This is a genomic window from Dactylosporangium sucinum, from assembly GCF_014647515.1.
GTDB classification, from domain to species: Bacteria; Actinomycetota; Actinomycetes; order Mycobacteriales; family Micromonosporaceae; genus Dactylosporangium; species Dactylosporangium sucinum.
Window position 1 is genome coordinate 1 of sequence record NZ_BMPI01000013.1, and the last position, 20,002, is coordinate 20,002.

At 71.8% G+C, this 20,002-nt stretch carries 18 protein-coding genes; 7 read left to right on the forward strand and 11 right to left on the reverse strand.

The window, feature by feature from the left end; genetic code table 11:
* Nucleotides 1-131: 131 nt before the first annotated feature.
* A complete protein-coding gene (locus tag IEZ31_RS15165; protein WP_190250493.1) occupies nt 132-1,220 on the reverse strand; it encodes an EscU/YscU/HrcU family type III secretion system export apparatus switch protein in 1,089 nt (362 codons plus the stop codon).
* A gap of 10 nt (nt 1,221-1,230) precedes the next feature.
* Nucleotides 1,231-2,490 carry an EAL and HDOD domain-containing protein gene (locus IEZ31_RS15170; protein WP_190250494.1) on the reverse strand — a complete coding sequence of 420 codons (1,260 nt, stop codon included), beginning with the start codon at nt 2,488-2,490 and terminating at the stop codon, nt 1,231-1,233.
* Between the two features lie 104 nt (nt 2,491-2,594).
* Between IEZ31_RS15170 and flhA the strand changes: the two genes are divergently transcribed.
* The 3 genes from flhA to IEZ31_RS15185 are packed head-to-tail and all read left to right on the forward strand — an operon-like array spanning nt 2,595 to nt 6,235.
* Nucleotides 2,595-4,637, forward strand: a complete 2,043-nt coding sequence (gene flhA / locus IEZ31_RS15175; protein ID WP_229835061.1) for a flagellar biosynthesis protein FlhA — start codon at nt 2,595-2,597, stop codon at nt 4,635-4,637.
* Nucleotides 4,615-5,946 (forward strand): hypothetical protein, encoded by a 1,332-nt coding sequence (locus tag IEZ31_RS15180; protein WP_190250495.1) that lies wholly within the window; start codon nt 4,615-4,617, stop codon nt 5,944-5,946. Before flhA ends, IEZ31_RS15180 begins: the two co-directional genes overlap by 23 nt.
* A 10-nt stretch (nt 5,947-5,956) precedes the next feature.
* On the forward strand, nt 5,957-6,235 hold the full coding sequence (locus tag IEZ31_RS15185; protein WP_190250496.1) for a hypothetical protein: 279 nt from the start codon (nt 5,957-5,959) through the stop codon (nt 6,233-6,235).
* Here IEZ31_RS15185 and IEZ31_RS15190 read toward each other — a convergent pair.
* Nucleotides 6,232-7,167, reverse strand: a complete 936-nt coding sequence (locus IEZ31_RS15190; RefSeq protein WP_190250497.1) for a hypothetical protein — start codon at nt 7,165-7,167, stop codon at nt 6,232-6,234. The two genes, IEZ31_RS15185 and IEZ31_RS15190, sit on opposite strands and share 4 nt — an antisense overlap.
* Before the next feature lie 83 nt (nt 7,168-7,250).
* Nucleotides 7,251-7,478, reverse strand: a complete 228-nt coding sequence (locus tag IEZ31_RS15195) for a hypothetical protein (protein WP_190250498.1) — start codon at nt 7,476-7,478, stop codon at nt 7,251-7,253.
* A 79-nt stretch (nt 7,479-7,557) separates the two neighbouring features.
* Here IEZ31_RS15195 and IEZ31_RS15200 point away from each other — a divergent pair, with 79 nt between their 5' ends.
* Nucleotides 7,558-8,694 carry a geranylgeranyl reductase family protein gene (locus IEZ31_RS15200; protein WP_229835063.1) on the forward strand — a complete coding sequence of 379 codons (1,137 nt, stop codon included), beginning with the start codon at nt 7,558-7,560 and terminating at the stop codon, nt 8,692-8,694.
* Here the strand turns inward: IEZ31_RS15200 and IEZ31_RS15205 are convergent.
* Nucleotides 8,654-8,992, reverse strand: coding sequence for a helix-turn-helix domain-containing protein (locus tag IEZ31_RS15205; RefSeq protein WP_190250500.1), 339 nt, complete (start codon nt 8,990-8,992; stop codon nt 8,654-8,656). The genes IEZ31_RS15200 and IEZ31_RS15205 overlap by 41 nt on opposite strands.
* Nucleotides 8,993-9,026: 34 nt before the next feature.
* On the opposite strand from IEZ31_RS15205, the gene IEZ31_RS15210 reads away from it, so the two are divergent.
* On the forward strand, nt 9,027-9,473 hold the full coding sequence (locus IEZ31_RS15210; protein WP_190250501.1) for a MarR family winged helix-turn-helix transcriptional regulator: 447 nt from the start codon (nt 9,027-9,029) through the stop codon (nt 9,471-9,473).
* Nucleotides 9,474-9,528: 55 nt separating this feature from the next.
* Nucleotides 9,529-11,271 carry a putative bifunctional diguanylate cyclase/phosphodiesterase gene (locus IEZ31_RS15215; RefSeq protein ID WP_229835064.1) on the forward strand — a complete coding sequence of 581 codons (1,743 nt, stop codon included), beginning with the start codon at nt 9,529-9,531 and terminating at the stop codon, nt 11,269-11,271.
* A gap of 15 nt (nt 11,272-11,286) precedes the next feature.
* Here the strand turns inward: IEZ31_RS15215 and IEZ31_RS15220 are convergent, their stop codons facing one another.
* Nucleotides 11,287-12,924: an alpha-amylase family protein gene (locus IEZ31_RS15220; RefSeq protein ID WP_190250502.1), complete on the reverse strand. Its 1,638-nt coding sequence runs from the start codon at nt 12,922-12,924 to the stop codon at nt 11,287-11,289.
* 86 nt (nt 12,925-13,010) lie between these two features.
* On the opposite strand from IEZ31_RS15220, the gene IEZ31_RS15225 reads away from it, so the two are divergent.
* Nucleotides 13,011-13,895, forward strand: a complete 885-nt coding sequence (locus tag IEZ31_RS15225) for a helix-turn-helix domain-containing protein (protein WP_229835066.1) — start codon at nt 13,011-13,013, stop codon at nt 13,893-13,895.
* Between the two features lie 386 nt (nt 13,896-14,281).
* On the opposite strand, the gene IEZ31_RS15230 is transcribed toward IEZ31_RS15225, so the two are convergent.
* From IEZ31_RS15230 to IEZ31_RS15250, 5 genes are all read right to left on the reverse strand, one after another.
* Nucleotides 14,282-15,895: a glycoside hydrolase family 13 protein gene (locus tag IEZ31_RS15230; RefSeq protein WP_190250504.1), complete on the reverse strand. Its 1,614-nt coding sequence runs from the start codon at nt 15,893-15,895 to the stop codon at nt 14,282-14,284.
* A 43-nt stretch (nt 15,896-15,938) separates the two neighbouring features.
* On the reverse strand, nt 15,939-16,967 hold the full coding sequence (locus IEZ31_RS15235; RefSeq protein WP_190250505.1) for a carbohydrate ABC transporter permease: 1,029 nt from the start codon (nt 16,965-16,967) through the stop codon (nt 15,939-15,941).
* 35 nt (nt 16,968-17,002) lie between these two features.
* Nucleotides 17,003-17,983, reverse strand: coding sequence for a carbohydrate ABC transporter permease (locus IEZ31_RS15240; protein WP_229835068.1), 981 nt, complete (start codon nt 17,981-17,983; stop codon nt 17,003-17,005).
* A gap of 91 nt (nt 17,984-18,074) precedes the next feature.
* Nucleotides 18,075-19,469, reverse strand: coding sequence for an ABC transporter substrate-binding protein (locus IEZ31_RS15245; RefSeq protein ID WP_190250506.1), 1,395 nt, complete (start codon nt 19,467-19,469; stop codon nt 18,075-18,077).
* Between the two features lie 84 nt (nt 19,470-19,553).
* Nucleotides 19,554-19,706 (reverse strand): hypothetical protein, encoded by a 153-nt coding sequence (locus IEZ31_RS15250; protein WP_190250507.1) that lies wholly within the window; start codon nt 19,704-19,706, stop codon nt 19,554-19,556.
* Nucleotides 19,707-20,002: the final 296 nt, after the last annotated feature.

The following is a 20,002-nucleotide window of genomic DNA, read 5'->3' on the forward strand; positions in this document are numbered from 1 at the left end:
GCAGGCGGGGATGGGCAGGGCCGGCGCGCGGACGCGGATGAGCGGGCAAGCGACGGGGGTGGGCGGGACGAGACGCGGCGGGGCGCGGTGGGAACGAGGCAGGATGCGGTGCGGGCGGGGCGGGTGGAGTGTCAGGGCGAGGCCGCTGGGAGGGCGTTGGTGTGGAGGCCGGCCGCGGAGCCCTTCGACTTCAGCAGCATGATGAACGCGAGCACCCGCGCGACCGCGCCGAAGAGCTCGGCCGGGATCTCGTCGCCGATGTCGCAGGCGCCGTAGAGGGCGCGGGCCAGCGGTACGTCCTGGACCATCGGCACGCGGTGCTCGGCGGCCACCTCGCGGATCCGCGCGGCGATCAGGCCGGCGCCCTTGGCGACCACGCGCGGCGCGCCCTTCTCCGGCTCGTACCGCAGCGCCACCGCCACGTGCGTCGGGTTCACCACCACGACGTCGGCGCGCGGTACGTCGGCCATCATCCGGCTGCGGGCCATCTCATGCTGCCGCTGCCGGATCTGGCCCTTCACGTGCGGGTCGCCCTCGCTCTTGCGGTGCTCCTCCTTGACCTCTTCCTTCGACATCCGCAGCTGCTTGTTGACCCGCCGCCGGGCGACCGCGTAGTCGGCCGCGGCCAGCACGAGGCCGGCGACGGCGGCGACCTGCACGACCCGCAGCACGGTGTCGCCGACCAGGCCGATGACGGTCTGCAGCGGCATCGCGGTCGCCGACAGCAGCGACGGCACGAGCGTGCGCATGGTGCTGACCACGACCAGGCCGAGGACGAGCACCTTGAACAGCGACTTGACCGACTCCCACGCGGCCTGGCCGCCGAAGGTCCGCTTGAGGCCGCTGAACGGGTTGAGCCGCTTGAAGTCGGGCTTGAACAGCTTGGCCGCCGGGCGCAGGCCGCCCTGCGCGGCTGCCGCGACGATCGCGAACGCGAACAGCCCGACGGTGATCGGCGCGGCCAGGATCACGACGTCCTTGCCGGCGGCCTTCAGCAGCTCGAGCGCCTTCTCCGGGGACGGGTCGACGAACGCCTGGGTGCAGCGCGCGAACAGCTGCTGGGTGCGCGACACCGTGTCGCGGGCCAGCTTGGGGATGAGCAGGCTGGCCACCAGGACGCCGCCCCACGCGCCGAGGTCGGGCGTGCGGGCGCGCGTCCCCTCGCGCCGGGCCTGCCGCTTCTTCTGCTCGGTAGGCTGCTCGGTCTTCTCGCCGGCCATCCCCTGCCGCCTACGACACGCTGGTGCCCAGCGCGCCCTCGATCGTCTTCATGGACCAGCCGACCGCCGACAGGTACGCCTTGGCGAGCTCGTTCGACGACACCGGCGACAGCGACAGCGCCTGCTCGTCGGCCATCTCGTAGGCGCGCACGACGGCGAGCACCTGGCCCAGCCGGCCGTGCCCGTCGATGAGCGCCTCGGCGATCTCGACGGTCAGCGGGAGCCGGGACACCAGCTCGGCGACCGGCTCGGCGATGAGCTCGGCGACGCCGGCGAGCAGGCCCACGGTGAACGCGGCCTCGCCGGCCAGCCCGAGCCGCTCGGCGACGGTCTGGCAGAGCCGGGCGCGGGCCATCGTCGTCGACAGCTGCTCCTCGCTGGCCGACTCGGCGACGTCGCTGACGAGCATGAGCGCGGCCCACTGCCGGATCTTCGCCGAGCCGAGCAGCACGACGGCGTCGCGGACCGACGCCACCTTCCGCGGCAGGCCGGTCGCGGCCGAGTTGGTGGCGCGCAGGATGCGGTACGACAGCGCCGGGTCGCTCTGCACGATCGAGCTGACCTTCGCGATGTCGGCGTCCTCGGCGGTGACCGCGCCCAGCAGCTCGATCCGGCGCAGCCGCGACGGGGACAGGGCCACCGCGCTGAGCACCTGGGGGCGGCCCACGGCGTACCCCTGGAGCAGGTCGAACCCGAAGCGCTTGGCGAGCAGGATGTGCTCCTCGGTCTCGACCCGCTCGGCGACCAGCCTGATCCCCGGGTACCGCCGGCACTGGTCCACGACCTCGGCCAGCTCCTCCGGCTCGCGGATGAGCAGGTCGAGCTTCACGAACGCGGCCAGCCCGAGCAGCCGCTCGTGGCCGAGCCCGAAGACGAAGTCGTCGAGCGCGATCTCGAAGCCCTGCTCGACCAGCCGGGCGGTGCCGGCGAGCACCGCGTCGTCGATCTCGACCGTCTCCAGGATCTCCAGGATCGCGTGGTCCGGGTCGAACGGCAGCGGCAGCTCCCCGACGAGGAAGTCGCGGGTCAGGTTGATGAAGCACTTGCGCCCGCCGACGAGCTGCTCCAGCCCGAACTCGGTGAACGCGTTCACGATGACCTGGCTCGTCGCGTAGGCGCTGCGCCGGGTCGCGTCCACGTCGTCCTGCGCGCCGCGGAACAGCAGTTCGTAGCCGACGACGTGCCCGCTCCAGTCGTAGATGGGCTGGCGACCGATGTGCACCAGCTGGGTGCCCTCGGAGTCGGAGCGGGAGGTCGTTGCGGGCTGCACGCAAGACCGATCGGCATGCGGCGCTGCAACCCAAGGAAAACCCTCAGGCGTACCCGTTCGGCACCGATCAGGGGGTTGTCGCCCCGATCTGAAGTGGGAGAGCGGTGCCGAAGCGCCTTTCGCAGTACATCGTGCCGGTCGGCATCGTGCTGATCATCCTCATGATGGTCGTGCCGCTGCCCGCTGTCGTGCTCGACACGCTGATCGCCGCCAACATCACCCTTGCGCTGGTCATCGTCCTGGTCAGCATGTACGTGAAGCGCGCGCTCGAGTTCTCCTCGTTCCCGTCGCTGCTGCTGATCGCGACGCTCTTCCGGCTGGCGCTGAACATCAGCGCGACCCGCCTGGTGCTCACCGACGGCTTCGCCGGCAACGTCATCGACGCGTTCGGCCACTTCGTCGTCGGCGGCTCGCTCATCGTCGGCCTGGTCATCTTCCTGATCCTGTTCATCGTCCAGTTCATCGTCATCACCAAGGGCGCCGAGCGGGTCGCCGAGGTCGGCGCCCGGTTCACGCTCGACGCGATGCCTGGCAAGCAGATGGCGATCGACGCCGACCTCAACGCGGGCCTCATCGACGAGGCGACCGCGCGGAAGCGGCGCACCGAGATCACCTCCGAGGCGAGCTTCTACGGCGCGATGGACGGCGCCTCGAAGTTCGTCAAGGGCGACGCCATCGCGGCGATCATCATCACGGTCGTCAACCTGGTCGGCGGCTTCGCGATCGGCATGCTGCAGCGCGGCCTGTCGGCGACGGACTCGATCCAGACGTACTCGCTGCTGTCCATCGGCGACGGCCTGGTCTCGCAGATCCCGGCGCTGCTGCTGTCGGTGGCGACCGGCCTCATCGTGACCCGCTCGGCCAACGACGGCGACATGGGCTCGACGGTGAGCCGGCAGCTCGGCCAGCACCGCCGGGCGCTGCTCATCGGCGGCGGCGCCGCGCTCGCGCTGTGCCTCATCCCGGGCCTGCCCAAGCTGCCGTTCCTCATCGCCGGCGCGGTCGTGCTCGGCATCGCGTCGCGGCTGCCGAAGCAGCCGGCCGAGCCGGCCGACGAGCGGGCCGCCGCGGTCGAGGAGCCGCCGCCGCCCGACCCGACCGAGGTGCTGATGGGCGAGATGCGGGTCGACCCGCTGGAGCTCGCGCTCGCCCCCGACCTCGTCGACCTCGTCGACGCGAGCGGCGGCGACCTGCTGGAGCGGGTGCGGGCCCTGCGCCGCAAGGTGGCGCTGGAGCTCGGCGTCGTCATGCCGCCGGTGCGCACCCGCGACGACCTGGAGCTGCCGCTGTCCACCTACGTGGTGCGGATCAGCGGCGTGGAGGTCGGCCGCGGCCAGGCGCCGCCGGGCACGGTGCTGGCGATCGGCGAGGGCCTCGAGTTCCTGCCCGGCCGGGCCGGCGTCGAGCCGGTCTTCGGGCTGGCCGGCAAGTGGGTGCCGGCCGAGCTGCGGCACCAGGCCGACCTCACCGGGGCCACGGTGGTCGACCGCGCGTCGGTCATCATCACGCACCTGGCCGAGATCGTGCGCATCCACGCGAGCCGCCTGCTCGGCCGCGAGGACGTCCGCAACCTCACCGAGGTCGTGAAGCGCACCCACCCGGTCGTCGTCGAGGAGCTGACGCCGGCCGCGCTGAGCCTCGGGCAGGTGCAGCGGGTGCTGCAGACGATGCTCGACGAGGGCGTGCCGATCCGCGACCTGGTGCGCATCTTCGAGTCGCTGTCGCTGCAGGCGAAGCAGTCGACCGATCCCGACTCGCTCGTCGAGGCGGCCCGCGCCGGGCTCGGCCCCGCGATCGCGAACCGGTACGCCCACGAGGACACGCTCACCGCGATCACGCTCGATCCGCGACTCGAGCAGCAGCTGCTGGAATCCCTGCGCCCCACCGACAGCGGCCTGCAGGTGCTCATCGACACCGCCCGGGCCGAGTCGATCCTCGCCGATCTCACCCGCCTCACCGAACAGGGCGAGGAGCGCGGGGTCAGCCCCGTGCTCGTCTGCTCCCCGCAGCTGCGCGGCCCGCTGCGCAAGCTCGTGCAGATGGCGCTACCACGTTTGCCGGTTTTGTCGTACTCAGAGATCGCCGGGAGTACGCTGCGAATTGAGACTATTGGGGTGGTGAACGGTGCCTACCCGGTTGCTGCTTGAGGGTCGTGACCTCGAAGAACTGCTCGCGCAGGTCCGCGCGGAGCACGGGCCCGACGCGGTCATCGTCTCCGCCGAGAAGGTCCGCACGGGCGGACTCTTCGGCGCCCACAAGTTCGAACTGACCGTCGAGGTCCCCGACGGGGCCTCCGCTGGAACAACTGAATCACCGCCGGGCACCGGCGGCCAAGCCGACACGCCGAAGCGGCTGAGCATCGAGGATCTCGCCGCGATCGCGGACGCGGCCGAGCTGCCCCGGTCGTCCGGGGAGCAGCCCCGGTCGTTCGCCGAGGCGCTCGCGGCCGAGCGGGCGCCCACCGCGGCCGACGCGCTGCACCGGCTGCTCGCCGAGGGCGCGCCCGCGGACGCGCCGGCGTCGCCGTCGGTGCGGCCGATCCGGGCCGGCGCCGGGCAGCCGGTGGCCCGGCTCGGCACGCCGGCGGCGTTCGTGCCGCCCACGTTCGAACGCCCCGAGGAACGGCCCGCCAGACCACCAGCCAGTCGTCCCGACCAGCACACCACGTCCGGGCAGGAGTCCCACATGCCTGTTGAAGCGACCGCGACCGTCGAGAAGCCGCGCACCCCGCCGGCGAGCGAGCGTCTCGCCGCCGCGTACCGCGAACCGCCGGAGCCGGCCGCCGCTCCCGTCGCCGAGCGGGCGAGCGCGAACGCCCTGTCCCGCAAGCTGCAGTCGCTGGGCGTGCCGGCGGACATCGCGATGCACGCCAGCGGCGGCGACACCTACAGCGCGATCGTCGAGGCGTTCACCGCGCTGCCGGACGCCGAGCCCGCGCCGGACGCGCCGGGCGAGACGCTCGTCGTGGTCGGCGAGTCGACGCACGCGATGGAGGTGGCCCGCTGGGTCGCCGAGGCGCAGCGGCTCGACGACGACCACATCCTGTTCGCGGGCCGCAACGCGGCCGCGGCCGGCATCGAGCCGAAGCGGCGGATCACCGGCGCGCACGACGCCCGGCTGTGGGCGAAGAAGCTGCGCAAGTCCGACGCGGCGAGCGTCGTCGCGGTCGAGGCGGCGCTCGACGAGGCGCACTGGGCGGCGGCGATCGTCGAGGCGGTGCGGCCGGTCGCGGTGTGGGTCGTCGTCGACGCCAGCCGCAAGACCTCCGACGTCGCGCACCACCTGCAGGGCCTGCGCCGGGTCGACGCGATCTGCCTGCGCGGCACCGGTTCCAGCGGCGACCCGGCGAGCCCGCTGTCGCTGCGGCTGCCGGTGGCGCTGCTCGACGGCCGGCCGTCCACGCCGTACCAGTGGGCCGCGATGCTCTGCGAGCGCCTGAGCCTGGTGAGCGCCTGACATGCTCGGCATGGCGCGGTTCTCCACGCTGTTCCTGGCGCTGCTGATCGCGTCGCCGGCCCTCTGGGCGGGCTTCGTCACCCACCAGCTCGCCGCGCAGACGGCGCTGCTGCGGCTGCTCATCGCGGTGCCGGTCGCGGCGATCATGCTGGCGGCCTTCCGGGCGGTGACCCGCGGCTACGGCAAGCGGCCCGACGAGAAGCCGAAGCCGGCGGGCGAGAACGGGCCGCTCAAGGCCGAGGCCGTCGCCGGCGAGCCGATCCCCCAGCGGCGGGCCGAGGACGCCTAGATGTCGTTCGAGGAGCGGTACCGCAGCCCGTACGGCGACACGACGGGGTTCCACACGGCGACGAACCGCTCCTTGGCGGCGCTCGCGTTGCGCGACTGGGCCTGCGCCTCGTCGTAGTGGCCCGACCCGCCGCCGTTGCAGCCGGAGCCCTGCACGGCCTGCGCCCAGAGGACGAAGCTGCGGTCGGCGGCCAGCGAGTACGACAGCGCCTCGCTGAGCAGCGAGCGCAGCTCCTCACCGCGCGGGAGCGCGGACAGGTCGAAGCGGCCGACGCCGGCCAGCTGCGACTCGCGCTCGGTGCCCACCGTGCGCAGGTCGCCGATCGCCTTCTCGACGAGCGTGCAGTCCCCCACGAGCTTGATGGCGTCGTTGAGCTTCTTGCGGCTGGCGATGCTCGCGTCGAGCACGGCGTCGAGGGCGGCGGCCTGCGCCCGCGGATCGGCGGCCGGCGCGGTGGCCGGCGCGGTGGCCGGCGCGGTGGCCGGCGCGGTGGCCGGCGCGGTGGCCGTCGGCTCGGCACTGCGGCTGACCGGCGCCGCCGGCGGGTCGCCGGACCCGTGCGCCACCCCGGCCGCAGCGGTGCCGGCGCCGTCGCCCCCGGTCAGCCGGACCACGGCGATCACGGTGCTGGCGACGACGAGCACGACGACGAGCACGGTCAGCGGCAGCACCACGCGCAGGCCGCGCGACGGCTGCGCCACGGGCACCGCGGCGTACTGGCCGGTGTGGTAGCCGACCGGCGGCGGCCCCGGCGCCTGCCCGGAGATCGGGTGCACCGACACCGGGTGCACGGAGATCGGCGGGAACATCGGCGGGGACATCGGGGTCGGCTGGGCGTAGCGCTGCTCCCCGACCGGCAACACCCAGCCGCACTGCGCGCATCGCTGGGCGGCCGGGTCGTTACCCGGGAACCAGCAGACCGGGCACGTCATCGGCCGAGCGTATCGACGGGTTTCCCGGACCGAGTACCACCGTGCGTACACGGTTGCGTGCTATCGGTCGAGGGATCCGCCCGTCAGGGCAGTTGCGCGGTCAGCCCTGCGGCCAGCACCTCGGCCTGGACGTCGGTGATCTCCTCGCCGTACTCGGTGAGCAGCTCCGACTTGGTGTAGACGAGGTGCCCGTCGGCCAGCTCGGCCTGCGGTACCACGGTGACCTCCCCGTCGACCAGGGCGAGCGCCGGGTCCGGTTCGGTCGACTGGGCCAGCACGCGGATGTCGTCGGCGCTGATCGTCGTGGCCATCGTCGCACTCCTTCCACTTCGCTTGGGGGTGATCTGCCCGCGCTGCGCGGCACCCAAACGGCGTGGCACGGTTGCTGGCATGGACGAGTTCGACGTGGTCGTCATCGGGGCCGGTCCGGCCGGGGCCAGCGCGGCGCTCGCGGCGCGGCGGGCCGGGGCCCGCGTGCTGCTGCTCGACAAGGCCGCCTTCCCGCGGGACAAGCCGTGCGGCGACGGGATCGCGCCGCACGCGCTCGACGTGGCCCGGTCGCTCGGGGTGACCGGGCTGGAGGAGGGGTTCGCTCCCGTGCCGGTGCTGCGGCTCACCGGGCCCGGCGGCGGGACGGTCGCCCGCCCGCACCGGCGTCCGGTGTACACCGTCCCGCGCACGGTCTTCGATCACCGCCTGGTCACCGCCGCGGTGGATGCGGGAGTGGTACTGCGGGAGCACACCGTCCGGACCGTGCGGGAGCGCGCCGGCGGGGTGGTGGTCGACGGGGTGATCGGGGCGCGGGCGGTGGTCGGGGCCGACGGGGCGTACTCCCTGGTCCGCAAGGCGCTCGGTCAGTCGCCGAACGGCCCGGGGCACCTGGCGCTGGCCATCCGCGGCTACGCCCCCGCCCCGGCCGGCGACCCCGAGCAGCGCATCGTCACCGCCGCGGCGGGCTGGCCGGCGTACGCCTGGTCGTTCCCGATCGGCGACGGCCGGGCCAACATCGGCTACGGCGAGGTGCTGCGGGGCGAGCCGCTCTCCCGCGCCCACCTGCTGGCCCGGCTGGCCGCGCTGCTGCCGGACGTCGACACGGCCGCGGCCACCGGGCTGCGGGCCCACCACCTGCCGCTGTCGACCCGCCGGCCGCTGCCGGCCCGCGGGCGGCTGCTGCTGGCCGGCGACGCGCTCTCGCTCATCAACCCGTTCACCGGCGAGGGGATCTTCTACGCCGTGCGGTCCGGCGCGCTCGCCGGCGCGGCCGCGGCCGCCGGCGACGACCCGGCCGGCCGGTACACCGCGGCCCTGCGCCGCGCGCTCGGGCGCCACCTGCGCCACTCCCGCGCCGCCGCCGCGCTGAGCGGCCGGAAGTGGATCGTCGACGCGGCCGTCGGGGCCGCCGAGCGGGACCAGCGGGTGTTCGACGCGCTGATCGAGCTGGGGCTGGGCGACGGCACGCTGACCCCGCGCGTGCTGGGGGCGATCGCTAGGCGGACAGGTTGGCGGCCATCGTCTCGAGCGTCCTGACCGTGGTCGCGTAGTCGGCCTCGGGGATGCCGCGCATCGACCGGGCCCGGATGCCGTCCACGGTGCTCCGGATCCGGTCGCGGGCCGCCTCGCCGGCGCCGGTGAGGGTGCCGTCCGGCGTGGCCCAGCCGCGGGCGGCCAGGCCCGCGACCGCGTCCCCGGTGGCGAACGGCCCCTCCGGGCCGAGGCCGTTGAGCACCTGCCACTCGCGGCGGGTGACGCCCTCCGCGGCGACCTCGAACGCCTCCTCGATGCGGCGGTCGAGCTCCTTCAGCCAGTACCCGATAGGCTTGGTCATCTGTATCTCCTCTGGAATGTGGATAACTTTTATTATGCAATCCCGCGACGCCCTCGCCGCCATCGAGGTGGCCATGGTCACCATCCGGCGGCGCCAGACCCGCCGGGCCCTCGCCCGGGACGGGGTCGACCCGGCGCTCTTCGACGTGGTCGACGCCGTGGAGGCCCGCGAACCGGCCGAGGCCACGGTCATGACCGTCGCCGCCGCCCTCGGCGTCGCCCAGCCGCGGGCGAGCAAGCTCGTGGCCGCGGCGGTCGAGGCGGGCCTGCTGCGGCGGGAGGCCGACCAGGCGGACGGCCGGCGGTCGCTGCTCGTGCGGACCGTAGCCGGGCGGGAACTGTCCGATCGGGTGCACGAGTCGCGCCGGGCCCGGTTCGCGGCGGCCACGGCCGGGTGGACGCCGGCCGAGCGGGCGACGTTCGCGCAGCTCCTGACGCGGTTCGTCGACGGGCTCACGGAAACGGCGGCGGAGCGGCACTGAGCGTCGATTCTTCAACGCTTCCCGGTGCGTTAGTCTTCGCGCCAGGGGTGATGCGGTGGCGGGCGGTGGCAGCCGGGACGGTGACGTCATCGAGCCTGTGCTGTCCGACCTGGCCCGCCAGTGGGTCGCCGCCGTGCGGCAGACCGCCTACCTCGACCTGGGCGCCGACGCCCTGCAGCGGCGCTTCACCGAGCTGACCGGGCGGCTGGCCGGCGCGCTGCGCCGCGAGCCGTTCGACCCGTCCGACGCCGCCGGCGTGGGCGCCGCGCTGGTCGGGCTCGGGCTCTCCTCCCCCGAGACGCTGCAGCGCTCGATCGCGATCGTCGCCCGCCTGCCGGCCCTGCTGGACGTCAAGCCCGACGAGGACCGCACGGGCGCGCTGCTCGGCGCGTTCGCGGCCGGATTCGCGCGGGCCGGCCGGCAGCGCGTCCTCGACGACCAGGAGCGCATCCGCCGCGCCTGGTCGCGCGCGCTGGCCGACGCCGAGCACACCCTCCAGCGGGAGCTGCACCACCAGGCCCACCACGACCCGCTGACCGGCCTGCCGAACCGGGTGCTGCTGTACCGGCACCTGTCCGAGACCGTCCGCGACGCGCACGGCGACGCCCGCATCGGCGTGTGCTTCCTCGACCTCGACGAGTTCAAGACGGTCAACGACACCCTCGGCCACGGCTCCGGCGACCGCCTGCTGGTCGCGCTGGCCGACCGGCTGCGCGTGTGCGTCACGGGCGCCGGGCACTTCGTCGCCCGGGTCGGCGGCGACGAGTTCGTGGTCGTGGCGGCCGACACCGCCGGCCCCGAGGACATGACCGGCCTCGCCGAGGCGATGCTGGCCGAGCTGTCCAAGCCGGTCCGGCTCGACGGCCACGAGCTGGCGGTGTCGGCGAGCATCGGGATCGTCGAGCAGCCGGCGCGGGGCGCCGACCCGGAGGAGCTGCTGCGGTCGGCCGACGCCACGCTGTACCTCGCCAAGGCCGACGGCCGGGCGCGCTACGCGGTGTTCGACGCGACGCGCAACGCCGAGCAGCGGCTGCAGTACGGGCTGACCGGCCGCCTGGCGGGCGCCCTCGAACGCGGCGAGTTCGAGCTGGTCTACCAGCCGCTCGTGTCCCTTGTGGACAACCGCCTGCGCGGCGCCGAGGCGCTGCTGCGCTGGCGCCACCCCGACCTGGGCACGGTCTCCCCCAACACGTTCATCCCGGTGGCCGAGCAGTCCGGCATGATCCACGCCCTGGGCCGCTGGGTCCTGCGCGAGTCCTGCCGGGCCGCGGCCGCCTGGCAGCGCCCGGACACCCCGCTGGTGGTCAGCGTCAACGTGTCCCCGCGCCAGTGCACCGACCCGCGCCTCCTCGACGACGTGGAGCACGCCCTGGCCGACTCCGGCCTGGCCCCGCACCAGCTGCAGCTGGAGCTGACCGAGACGGTCCTCATGCAGTCCACCGGCCGCCCGGTGCAGACCCTGAGCAAGATCGCCGACCTGGGCGTGCGGATCGTCATCGACGACTTCGGCATCGGCTACTCCAACCTGGCGTACCTGCGCCACCTCCCCGTCCACGGCCTCAAGCTGGCCGGCGCGTTCATGGCCGGCATCCGCTCGCTGGCGAGCGACCACGTCGACGAGCAGATCGTGGAGACCGTGATCCGGCTGGCCCACACCCTCCAGATGACCGTGACCGCGGAGGGCATCGAGACGGCCGACCAGGCCGCCCGCCTGGCCACGCTGGGCTGCGACCTGGGCCAGGGCTGGCACTTCGGCCGCCCGGTCGCCCCGGCCGAGATCCCCGGCACGGCCCGCTGACCGCGCAGGACCGCCTCAGGACGTGCGGCGGAGGCGGATCCAGTGGTAGCCGTACGGGCCGAGCTCCAGGGCGCTCAGGTCGCCCACGTCGCCGTAGTCGCGGTCGGCGAAGACGCCGTTCGGGTTGTGGGACTCGGCGTAGAGGGAGCTCAGGTCCACCGTCACGGCCTCGGTGCCCAGGTTGTGCAGGAACACCATCGTGCCGGTGGCGCCGTCCGCGCGGTGGACCAGCACGCCCGGCGGCAGGGGCTGGTCGATCGCGGTGCAGGTGCCGCTGCCGACCTCCGGGCTCTCGCGCAGGGTCCTGACCATCCGCTCGAACCAGGCCAGGAGCGACGAGTCGTCGTGGCGCTGGGCGGTCACGTTGACGCTCTTGTACCCGTACGCGCCCGACGAGATCACCGGCCGGATCGGCTCGGCCTCGCTGAAGCCGCCGTTGGCGGTCACCGACCACTGCATCGGCGTGCGGATCGCGTAGCGGCCCGGCTGTGCGAGGTCCTCGCCCATGCCGATCTCCTCGCCGTACCGGATGACCGGCGTCCCCCGCAGCGTGAACTGCAGCGAGTACGCCAGCTCCAGCCGCCGGCGGTCGCCGCCGAGCATCGGGGCCAGCCGGCGGCGGATGCCCCGGTCGTACAGCCGCATGTCGGGATCCGGACCGAACTCGGTGAAGACGTCGTCCCGCTGCTCGGCCGTGAGCCGCGACAGGTCGATCTCGTCGTGGTTGCGCAGGAACGTGGCCCACTGGCCGCCCGGCGGCAGCTTCGGCGTGGTGCGCAGCCACTCGATGACCGCCTCCGGGTTGCGCCGGGCCAGGGCCAGCACCAGGCGGCCGTTGAGCATGAAGTCGAACAGCATGTGGATGCGGCTGCCCGAGCTGCGGGAGTCGCCGAAGTACTCCGGCAGCTGCTCCGGCTCGACGTTGGCCTCGGCGAGCAGGACGGCGTCGCCGCGGCGCCACTGGACGTGCTGGCGCAGCTCGGTGAGGTAGTCGAAGTCCATCGGGGGCTCGGGGTTGCCGGGCTCGGTCAGCTCGATGATGAAGGGCACCGCGTCCATCCGGAAGCCGGCGACGCCGAGCTGGATCCAGAAGGCCAGCACCTTCTTGATCTCCTCGCGGACCTTCGGGTTGGCGAAGTTGAGGTCCGGCTGGAAGTCGTAGAAGCGGTGGTAGTACCAGGCGCGGGCCCTGCGGTGGTACGTCCACGTCTCGGACTGCTCGCCGGGGAAGACCATGCCCTGGTACCGGTCCGACGGCTCGGTGTCGCTCCACACGAACCAGTCGCGGTACGGCGAGTCCTTCGACGCCACCGCCGACTGGAACCACGGGTGCTGGTCGGAGGTGTGGTTCACCACAAGGTCGATGATGACCTTGATCCCACGGTTGGCCGCCTCGTGCAGCAGCTCGGCGAAATCGCCGAGCGTGCCCAGCCGGGGATCGACGCCGTAGAAGTCGGTGGCGTCGTAGCCGTCGTCGCGGCCCGGCGTCGGATGGATCGGATGCAGCCACAGGCAGTTGATCCCGAGCCTGGTCAGGTAGTCGAGGCGGCCGATGAGACCTTGAAAGTCACCGATGCCGTCGCCGTTGGAGTCCTGGAACGTCTCGACGTCCAGGCAATAGATGACACTCTCGGTGTACCACCGCTCGCTCATGTGGTTCGGGTAACCGAATCGACGTCCACTCAAACGCGCGCTTGCGTGCCCCTCCCCGGACCGCGAGGATGGCTCCCGGGGGGCTGATGGTCGACTTCGCTGGCGCGCTGCGTGACGCCATCCAGGCACGTGGCCTGGGACTGGAGCGCATCCAGGAGCGGTTACGCGCCGAGGGCTACTCGGTGAGCCTCGCCACACTCAGTTACTGGCAGACCGGCCGTAGCCGGCCGGAGCGACGCGAGTCGCTGGCGGCGCTGGCCGAGCTGGAGAAGATCCTCGAGGTCGAGCCGGGTTCGCTGGCCGCGCTGGTCGGCCCGCCCCGGCCGCGCGGGCGCCACCTGCACAAGAGCCAGGACACGCGCGAGCTCGGCGCCTTCTGGTCGGAGCGCGACCTGATCGCCGACCTGGCGCAGGGCATCGACACCCGCTGGGACGAGCGGCTGACCCGGCTCTCGCAGCACGACCGGGTGAACGTCGGACCGGACCGGGGCGAGGTGTCGTTCCTCGTCCGCCAGGTGCTGCGGGCGGAGGCCGACGGACCGGACCGCTGGGTGGTGATCCTGCGCCTCGACGAGCAGGAGCACCCGTTGCCGCTGCTCACGCCGGTGCGCAACTGCCGGCTCGGCCGGGTGGTCGAGCACCCGGAAAGCGGCCTGCTGCTCGCGGAGCTGTTGTTCGACCGGCCGCTCGCCAAGGGCGAGACGGTGATCACCGAGCATGCGCTGCACAATTACCCGCCGTTTCCGACGGCGACCAACTACGAGCGCAAGTTTCGGTTGCCGGTGCGCGAATACGTGGTTGAAGTGTGTTTCGACCCGGCCGCTTTACCGCGGGCCGTCTATCAGTTTCAGCAGATGGACGGCCAGGACGAACAGGTGGTCACGATGGAAATGGACGTCGGGCACTCCGTGCACGCCATCGCGCTCGACTACGGGCCGGGCCGCTATGGGCTCCGGTGGGACTGGGAGTAGGGATGCGCTGGTCACAACACCTTTGCCAGCGTTGATCTCAGCACCTTGGAGAGCAAGGTAGAACAACGGGGCGCCGGTGTGGCCAGCGCCCCGCCTCTGTTCCCGGAACTTACCGGCGTCACCATCGGAACGGCTGGGATGTCGCCGCGACGGTCAGGGTGGAACGCATGTGCCGCCTCCACAAGGAAGTGTTCAATTTCCTTGCGTCAAAGTTATTGGAGCGGCACTCCACGCCGGAAGATCTTCGGCTCTCTTAACAGTTAACGCTCTGGGCTGCGGCCGGATTAACAGTTAAGAGTAAAAGCCGGGCGGCCGCACCCGCCAACTTGTGCGACCGCCCGGCGTCCTGGGTTGCAGGGCCCCCGTTCACCCCTGCGCGCAGCAGGTCACGTGAGGCGGATCCAGGCGGAGGCGTCGGACGGCAGGGTCCCGTCCTCGTTGAGGGGCACGCTCGTCAGCAGTACCTCGCGGTGCGGCGGCAGCGGCACCGCGGACGAGCCGAGGTTGGTGACGTTGGCGAAGCTGTCGTCGCGGGCGAACGCGAGCACCTGCGGGCCGGCCTCCAGCCAGCGCATGGGCCCGTCCCCGAGCGAGGACTCCGCCCGGCGGATGCGCAGCGCCTCGCGGTACAGCTCGAGGAAGGAGCCCGGCACGCCCTCCTGGGCGGCGACCGTCCGGCCGGCCCAGTGCGCCGGCTGCGGGAGCCACGGGTCGCGGGTGGCGTCGGCCGGGCTGAACCCGAACGGCGGGGCGGACCCCGACCAGGGCAGCGGCACCCGGCAGCCGTCCCGGCCGGGGTCGATCCCCCCGGAGCGGTGGAACATCGGGTCCTCGCGCAGCTCGTCGTCGAGGTCCTCGACCTCCTCCAGGCCGAGCTCCTCGCCCTGGTACAGGTAGACGGCGCCGGGCAGCGACATGATGAGCAGCGCGGCGGCGCGGGCGCGGCGGGTGCCGAGCTGCGGGTCGGACGGCACGTGGAAGCGCTTCTCGGCGAACGCGAAGTTGGTGGCCTCGCGCCCGAAGCGCGTGACCTCGCGCGTCACGTCGTGGTTGCTCAGGACCCAGGTGGCCGGCGCGGCGACCGGGGCGTGGACCGCGAGGGTCATGTCGATCTCGTACCGCAGCCGCTCGGCCTCCCACGGCGCACCGAGGAAGGCGAAGTTGAACGCGGTGTGCAGCTCGCCCTCCTGGAGGTACCGTGCGAACGCCTCGTGGTCGGGCAGCCAGACCTCGCCGATGAGCGCCCGCGGCGGCGAGTAGGTGTCGGAGATGCGCCGCCAGGCCTGGTAGATCTCGTGGATCCCCTCGTTGTCCTCGTAGTCGTCGCTGACCAGCGGGTCCTTGATGAGCACGGCGGCCGAGTCGATGCGGATGCCGTCGATGCCCCGGTCGAGCCAGAACCGCACGATGTCCTCGAACTCCTCGCGGACGGCTGGGTGGTCCCAGTTGAAGTCCGGCTGCTCGGGCGCGAAGAGGTGCAGGTACCACTCGCCGTCGGCGACCCGGGTCCAGGCCGGGCCGCCGAAGATCGACTGGAGGTCGGTCGGCGGCAGCTCGCCGCTCTCGCCGCGGCCCTTGCGGAACCAGAACAGGTCGCGCTCGGGCGAGCCGGGCTGCGCCGCGAGCGCCCGCTGGAACCAGGCGTGCTGGTCGGAGCAGTGGTTCGGCACGATGTCGCAGATCACCCGGATGCCGGAGGCGTGCGCCTCCTCGATGAGCTTCTCGGCCTCGGCGAGGGTGCCGAAGATCGGGTCGATGGCCCGGAAGTCGGCGACGTCGTAGCCGCCGTCGGCGAGCGGCGAGGGGTACCACGGCACGATCCAGATCGCGTCGACCCCCAGGCCGGCCAGGTACGGCAGGCGCGAGCGCAGGCCCGCCAGGTCACCGACACCGTCGCCGTTGCCGTCGGCGAAGCTCCGCATGTACACCTGGTAGATAGCGGCGCTGCGCCACCATGCGTGGTGGTTCTGGTCGGCCACGTGGAACCTGCTTTCTTGCATAGGGAGTGTGTGAACGCGTTGGGGACGGTCAGGGATCGTGGGCTCAGCCCTTGACGGCGCCGCCCAAGCCGGCACTCGAGAGGAACAGGCGCTGGAAGATCAGGAAGAACACGACCGGGATCAGCGTCGAGATCGCCAGCGACGCGAGGAACACGCCCAGGTCGGTCTGCTGCGCGATCGCGGGCAGGCGCACCGACAGCGGCTGCTTGGCCTGCTCCTTGAGCACGAGCATGGGCCACAGGAAGTCCTTCCAGCTCGCGATGGCCGCGAACACCGACACGACGCCGAGGATCGGCTTGGACATCGGCAGGACGACCGACCAGAACAGCCGGAAGGAGCTGGCGCCGTCGACCTTGGCCGCCTCGAACACCTCGCGCGGGAGGCTGTCGAAGAACCGCGTCACGATCACCACGTTGAACGCGCTGGCGCCGGACGGCAGCCAAACGGCCCAGAAACTGTTGATGAGCGACGTGCCGAGGCCCGGCGGGTTGAGGATCGTGAGGTACAGCGGCACGAGGAGCACGACGCTCGGCACGAACAGGGTCGCGATCACCAGGCCGTGAACGATCTTGGCCCAGGCCGGCCGCAGGACGGACAGCACGAAGCCGCCCGTGGTCGCGACGAGCAGCTGCACGAACCAGGAGCCGGCGGCGAGCCAGATCGTGTTGAGGAAGTACCGGCTGATCTGGACGTCGTTCCACGCCTCGGTGATGTTCCCCCAGCGCACGCCGTGCGGGAAGATCGCCAGCGGCGTGCGGATGATGTCCTGCGTGGGGGTGATCGCGAACTTCGCGAGCAGCAGCATCGGCCCGATGCCGACCACGAGGAGCAGCACCAGCAGCGTCCCGTGCAGGATTCGCATGGGCACGCTGACCCGGGGATTGCGCCAGTCCTGATCGGAGACGAAGCCGCGGCTGCCCTCGAACTGGGACGCCTTGCGCTTGCGGACCGGCCGGGTGGCCGTGGCCGCGCCGGCCGGAGCCGCGCCGGGTGCCTGCCTGGTGGGACCGGTGACGGTGGCCAGCCCCGAGGTCGCGCGGCCGGGTCCGTCGGAGGTCGACGGGAAGGTCATGGTGGTCCTCTTCCCCTCGGGGGCGTGGCGGCCGGTCACGACTTGCTCCAGCCGGACGTGAGCTTGAAGTACACCAGGGACAGGATCGCCAGGAACGCGGCGAGCATGACGGACAGGGCCGTCGCCGCACCGTAGTTGCCGCCCAGCGAGCTGCCGAACCCGTAGTTGTAGATCATGAGCAGGATCGTCAGCGTGGCGTTCGCCGGGCCGCCACCGGTGAACAGGTAGGGCTCGAGGAACACCTGCACGGTACCGATGATCTGCAGGATGAAGGTGATCAGCAGCACGCCGCGCAGCTGCGGCATGGCCACGTGCCACACCTTCCGCCAGACGCCGGCGCCGTCGACCTCGGCGGCGTCGTACAGCTCGTCCGGGACGCTGATGAGCGCGGCCAGGTAGATGATCACGGTCCCGCCGGCCGCGGCCCACGTCGCCTCGACGACCAGGGACGGCATCGCCAGCGACGGACTCGACAGCCAGGTGTACGGGCCGAGGCCGACCCAGCTCAGGATCGTGTTGAACACGCCGTCCGCGGAGCCGTCGTAGAAGAACTTCCACAGCAGGACGGCGACGACCGGCGGTACCACCACCGGGAGGTAGGCGAGCGCGGAGTACAGGCCCTTGCGCCGCCGGACCGAGCTGATGAGCACCGCCGTCACCAGCGGGACCGGGAAGCCGATCACGAGGGCGAGCAGCGCGAAGTAGAGCGTGTTGCGGATCGCCGTGGGCAGGTCGGGGTCGGTGAGCACGTACTGGAAGTTGTTCCAGCCGACCCACCGCGGTGTCCCCACGAGGTTGGTCTTCTGGAAGCTCATGACGACCGACCGCACGATCGGCCACCACGAGAAGACGCCGAAGATGACCAGGAGCGGCAGCGCGAACACGACCGAGCTCAGCCCGCCGCGCTGCACCCAGGTCATCGGGTCGCGCCGGCGGGTCCGTCCGCCCGTCCCCGGCCTGTGGTGGCCCTTGGCGGCGGCGTCACCGGCCTGCCGCGGGGCGCCCAGAGCGCTCACGACGCATCACTCCTCGTCCTGGTTTCCCGGTGTGGGCCGCCGGTCTCCCGGCGGCCCACACCCTGCGGGTTGTCGATGGTGTGGTGAGCGGTCAGCCGGCCGCGTCGATGGCGCGCTGCGCCTTCGCGTTGGCGTCGTTGAGCAGCTGGTCGATGTTGGCGTCCTTGTCGGTCAGGACCGCCTGCACCGCCGTGTCGAGCGCCTTGTAGACGTCCTGGGTGGCGATGGCCGGCTCGTTGACGAGCTTGGCGCCGAAGACCTTGCCGGTGAAGGTGGTCATCTGGTCCAGCGGGACGTTGACGTAGGACTTGATCCAGTCCTGGTACTGCTGGTACTGCGTCTGGGAGAAGATCGGCAGCTCAGGGGTGCCGACGGGCTGCTTGCTCGCGACCATGGTCTCGGCGTTCTTCTTCGCGGCGTCCTGGTTGGTGTACTTGCGCAGGTAGTGGAAGTCGATCCACTTGATCGCCGCGGCCTTCTCGTTGTTGTTGGCCTTGCTGGACACGGCCGCCATGGTGCCGCCGCCGAGCACGCCCGACTCGCCACCCGAGAGCGGGATCATCGTCAGACCGTACGTCTTCGGGTCGATGTTGTTGGTCTGCACCAGGCTCGTGTAGACGTCCTGGCCCGACGTGTACATGCCGATCTTGCCGGCGGCGAACGCCTGGTTGATGCCCGACCAGTCGTAGCCGAAGTTCGCGCCCATGGAGTTGTCGGTCCAGCGCAGGTCCTTGAGGAACTGCAGCGAGGCCTTGGTCGCGTCGTTGGTGAGCGTGGCCTTCTTGCCGTCCTCCATGCGCCCGCCGCGGGCGTAGGTGTCGACCGTCAGCTGCCAGCCGCCGGTGCCGTCCTTGGCCATCTGGGCGAAGCCGGCCTGGCCGGTCTTCTCCGCGATGGCCTTGGCGGCCGTGCGGACCTCTTCCCAGGTGGTCGGCGGCTTGTTCGGGTCGAGGCCGGCCTGGGTGAACAGGGCGCGGTTGTAGTGCAGGCCGACCGCGTAGATGCTCTTCGCGGGGATGGCGTAGACGTGGCTGTCCGGGCCCTGGCCGTACTGCAGCAGGTTCGTGTTGAAGTTCGACGCGTACGAGAGCTGGGTGAGGTACGCCTGCATGTCGGAGATCTGCTGGTTCGCGATCAGCGTCTTCGCGTCGGTGAAGGGGATCTCGAACACGGTCGGCAGCGTGCCACCGGCGAGGTCGGCCGCGAACGTGGTGGCCTTCCACTCGTAGTCGTGCGTCTTGACCGTGATGTTCGGGTTTTCCTTCTGGAAGTCCGCCACCTCTTGCGCGAGCGCCTGCTGGGCCTCGGGCTTGGCGCCGGGGAGCAGCCCCACGACGTTGAGCGTGACCTTGGTGTTCGGGTCGAGCGTGGTCGAACCCGAGTCGCCGCTGCTGCTGTCGTCCGAGGAGCACGCGCCCAGCGTGCTGCCGAGCGCGAGCGCACCCACGACGGCGAACGCCATCGTGGTACGTCGTGAGAACTTCATCGTCGCTCCTTGTTGGGGTGTGTCGGCATCCGGCCCGGCACGGTGCGGATCGGATGGAGGAATCGTTGGGGCGAGGACCAGCCGTCAGAGCCGGGGCCGGACGGCGGTGTCCTTGGTCGGCGAGCCGCAGGGCCGCAGGAAGTCCGCGAACCGAGGAGCGTCCGGGAGCCAGGTCCCGCCGAGCTCGCCGACGAGGGCGCGCGGCGCCTCGGCGTGCGGGCCGGTGATCGCTGGCAATGGATTCCTTCCTTCGTAGGAGGCCCCGCGCGGGCGGTAGGGCGTCCAACCTGGACCGCTCCGCACGGGTGCGCAGCCTGGCGTCGGCTGCCGGGCGTGCTTCAAGCGCGTTACTGATCGGTTTCCATCGCATCGCCTCAGGGTTTCTGCCTGGCGTAGGCAAGAGATTAGGCTCACGCTGCACAAGAAGTCCATGGCCCGTTGCAAAATTTTAATGATCCATTGGCAGGTACTTGCACGGGCGCGCTCCCATTGCCTACAACTTGCGCGGAAGCGTCCCAAAATGGATCGAGTGG

What these genes read in the sequence shown, in the direction of transcription:
- IEZ31_RS15245 (WP_190250506.1), bottom strand. Translation starts at nt 19,469, where the DNA reads ATGAAGTTCTCACGACGTACCACGATGGCGTTCGCCGTCGTGGGTGCG.
- IEZ31_RS15225 (WP_229835066.1), top strand. Translation starts at nt 13,011, where the DNA reads ATGGTCGACTTCGCTGGCGCGCTGCGTGACGCCATCCAGGCACGTGGC.
- IEZ31_RS15185 (WP_190250496.1), top strand. Translation starts at nt 5,957, where the DNA reads ATGGCGCGGTTCTCCACGCTGTTCCTGGCGCTGCTGATCGCGTCGCCG.
- IEZ31_RS15200 (WP_229835063.1), top strand. Translation starts at nt 7,558, where the DNA reads ATGGACGAGTTCGACGTGGTCGTCATCGGGGCCGGTCCGGCCGGGGCC.
- IEZ31_RS15220 (WP_190250502.1), bottom strand. Translation starts at nt 12,924, where the DNA reads ATGAGCGAGCGGTGGTACACCGAGAGTGTCATCTATTGCCTGGACGTC.
- IEZ31_RS15235 (WP_190250505.1), bottom strand. Translation starts at nt 16,967, where the DNA reads ATGACCTTCCCGTCGACCTCCGACGGACCCGGCCGCGCGACCTCGGGG.
- IEZ31_RS15205 (WP_190250500.1), bottom strand. Translation starts at nt 8,992, where the DNA reads ATGACCAAGCCTATCGGGTACTGGCTGAAGGAGCTCGACCGCCGCATC.
- IEZ31_RS15165 (WP_190250493.1), bottom strand. Translation starts at nt 1,220, where the DNA reads ATGGCCGGCGAGAAGACCGAGCAGCCTACCGAGCAGAAGAAGCGGCAG.
- IEZ31_RS15195 (WP_190250498.1), bottom strand. Translation starts at nt 7,478, where the DNA reads ATGGCCACGACGATCAGCGCCGACGACATCCGCGTGCTGGCCCAGTCG.
- IEZ31_RS15190 (WP_190250497.1), bottom strand. Translation starts at nt 7,167, where the DNA reads ATGACGTGCCCGGTCTGCTGGTTCCCGGGTAACGACCCGGCCGCCCAG.
- IEZ31_RS15210 (WP_190250501.1), top strand. Translation starts at nt 9,027, where the DNA reads ATGCAATCCCGCGACGCCCTCGCCGCCATCGAGGTGGCCATGGTCACC.
- IEZ31_RS15230 (WP_190250504.1), bottom strand. Translation starts at nt 15,895, where the DNA reads ATGCAAGAAAGCAGGTTCCACGTGGCCGACCAGAACCACCACGCATGG.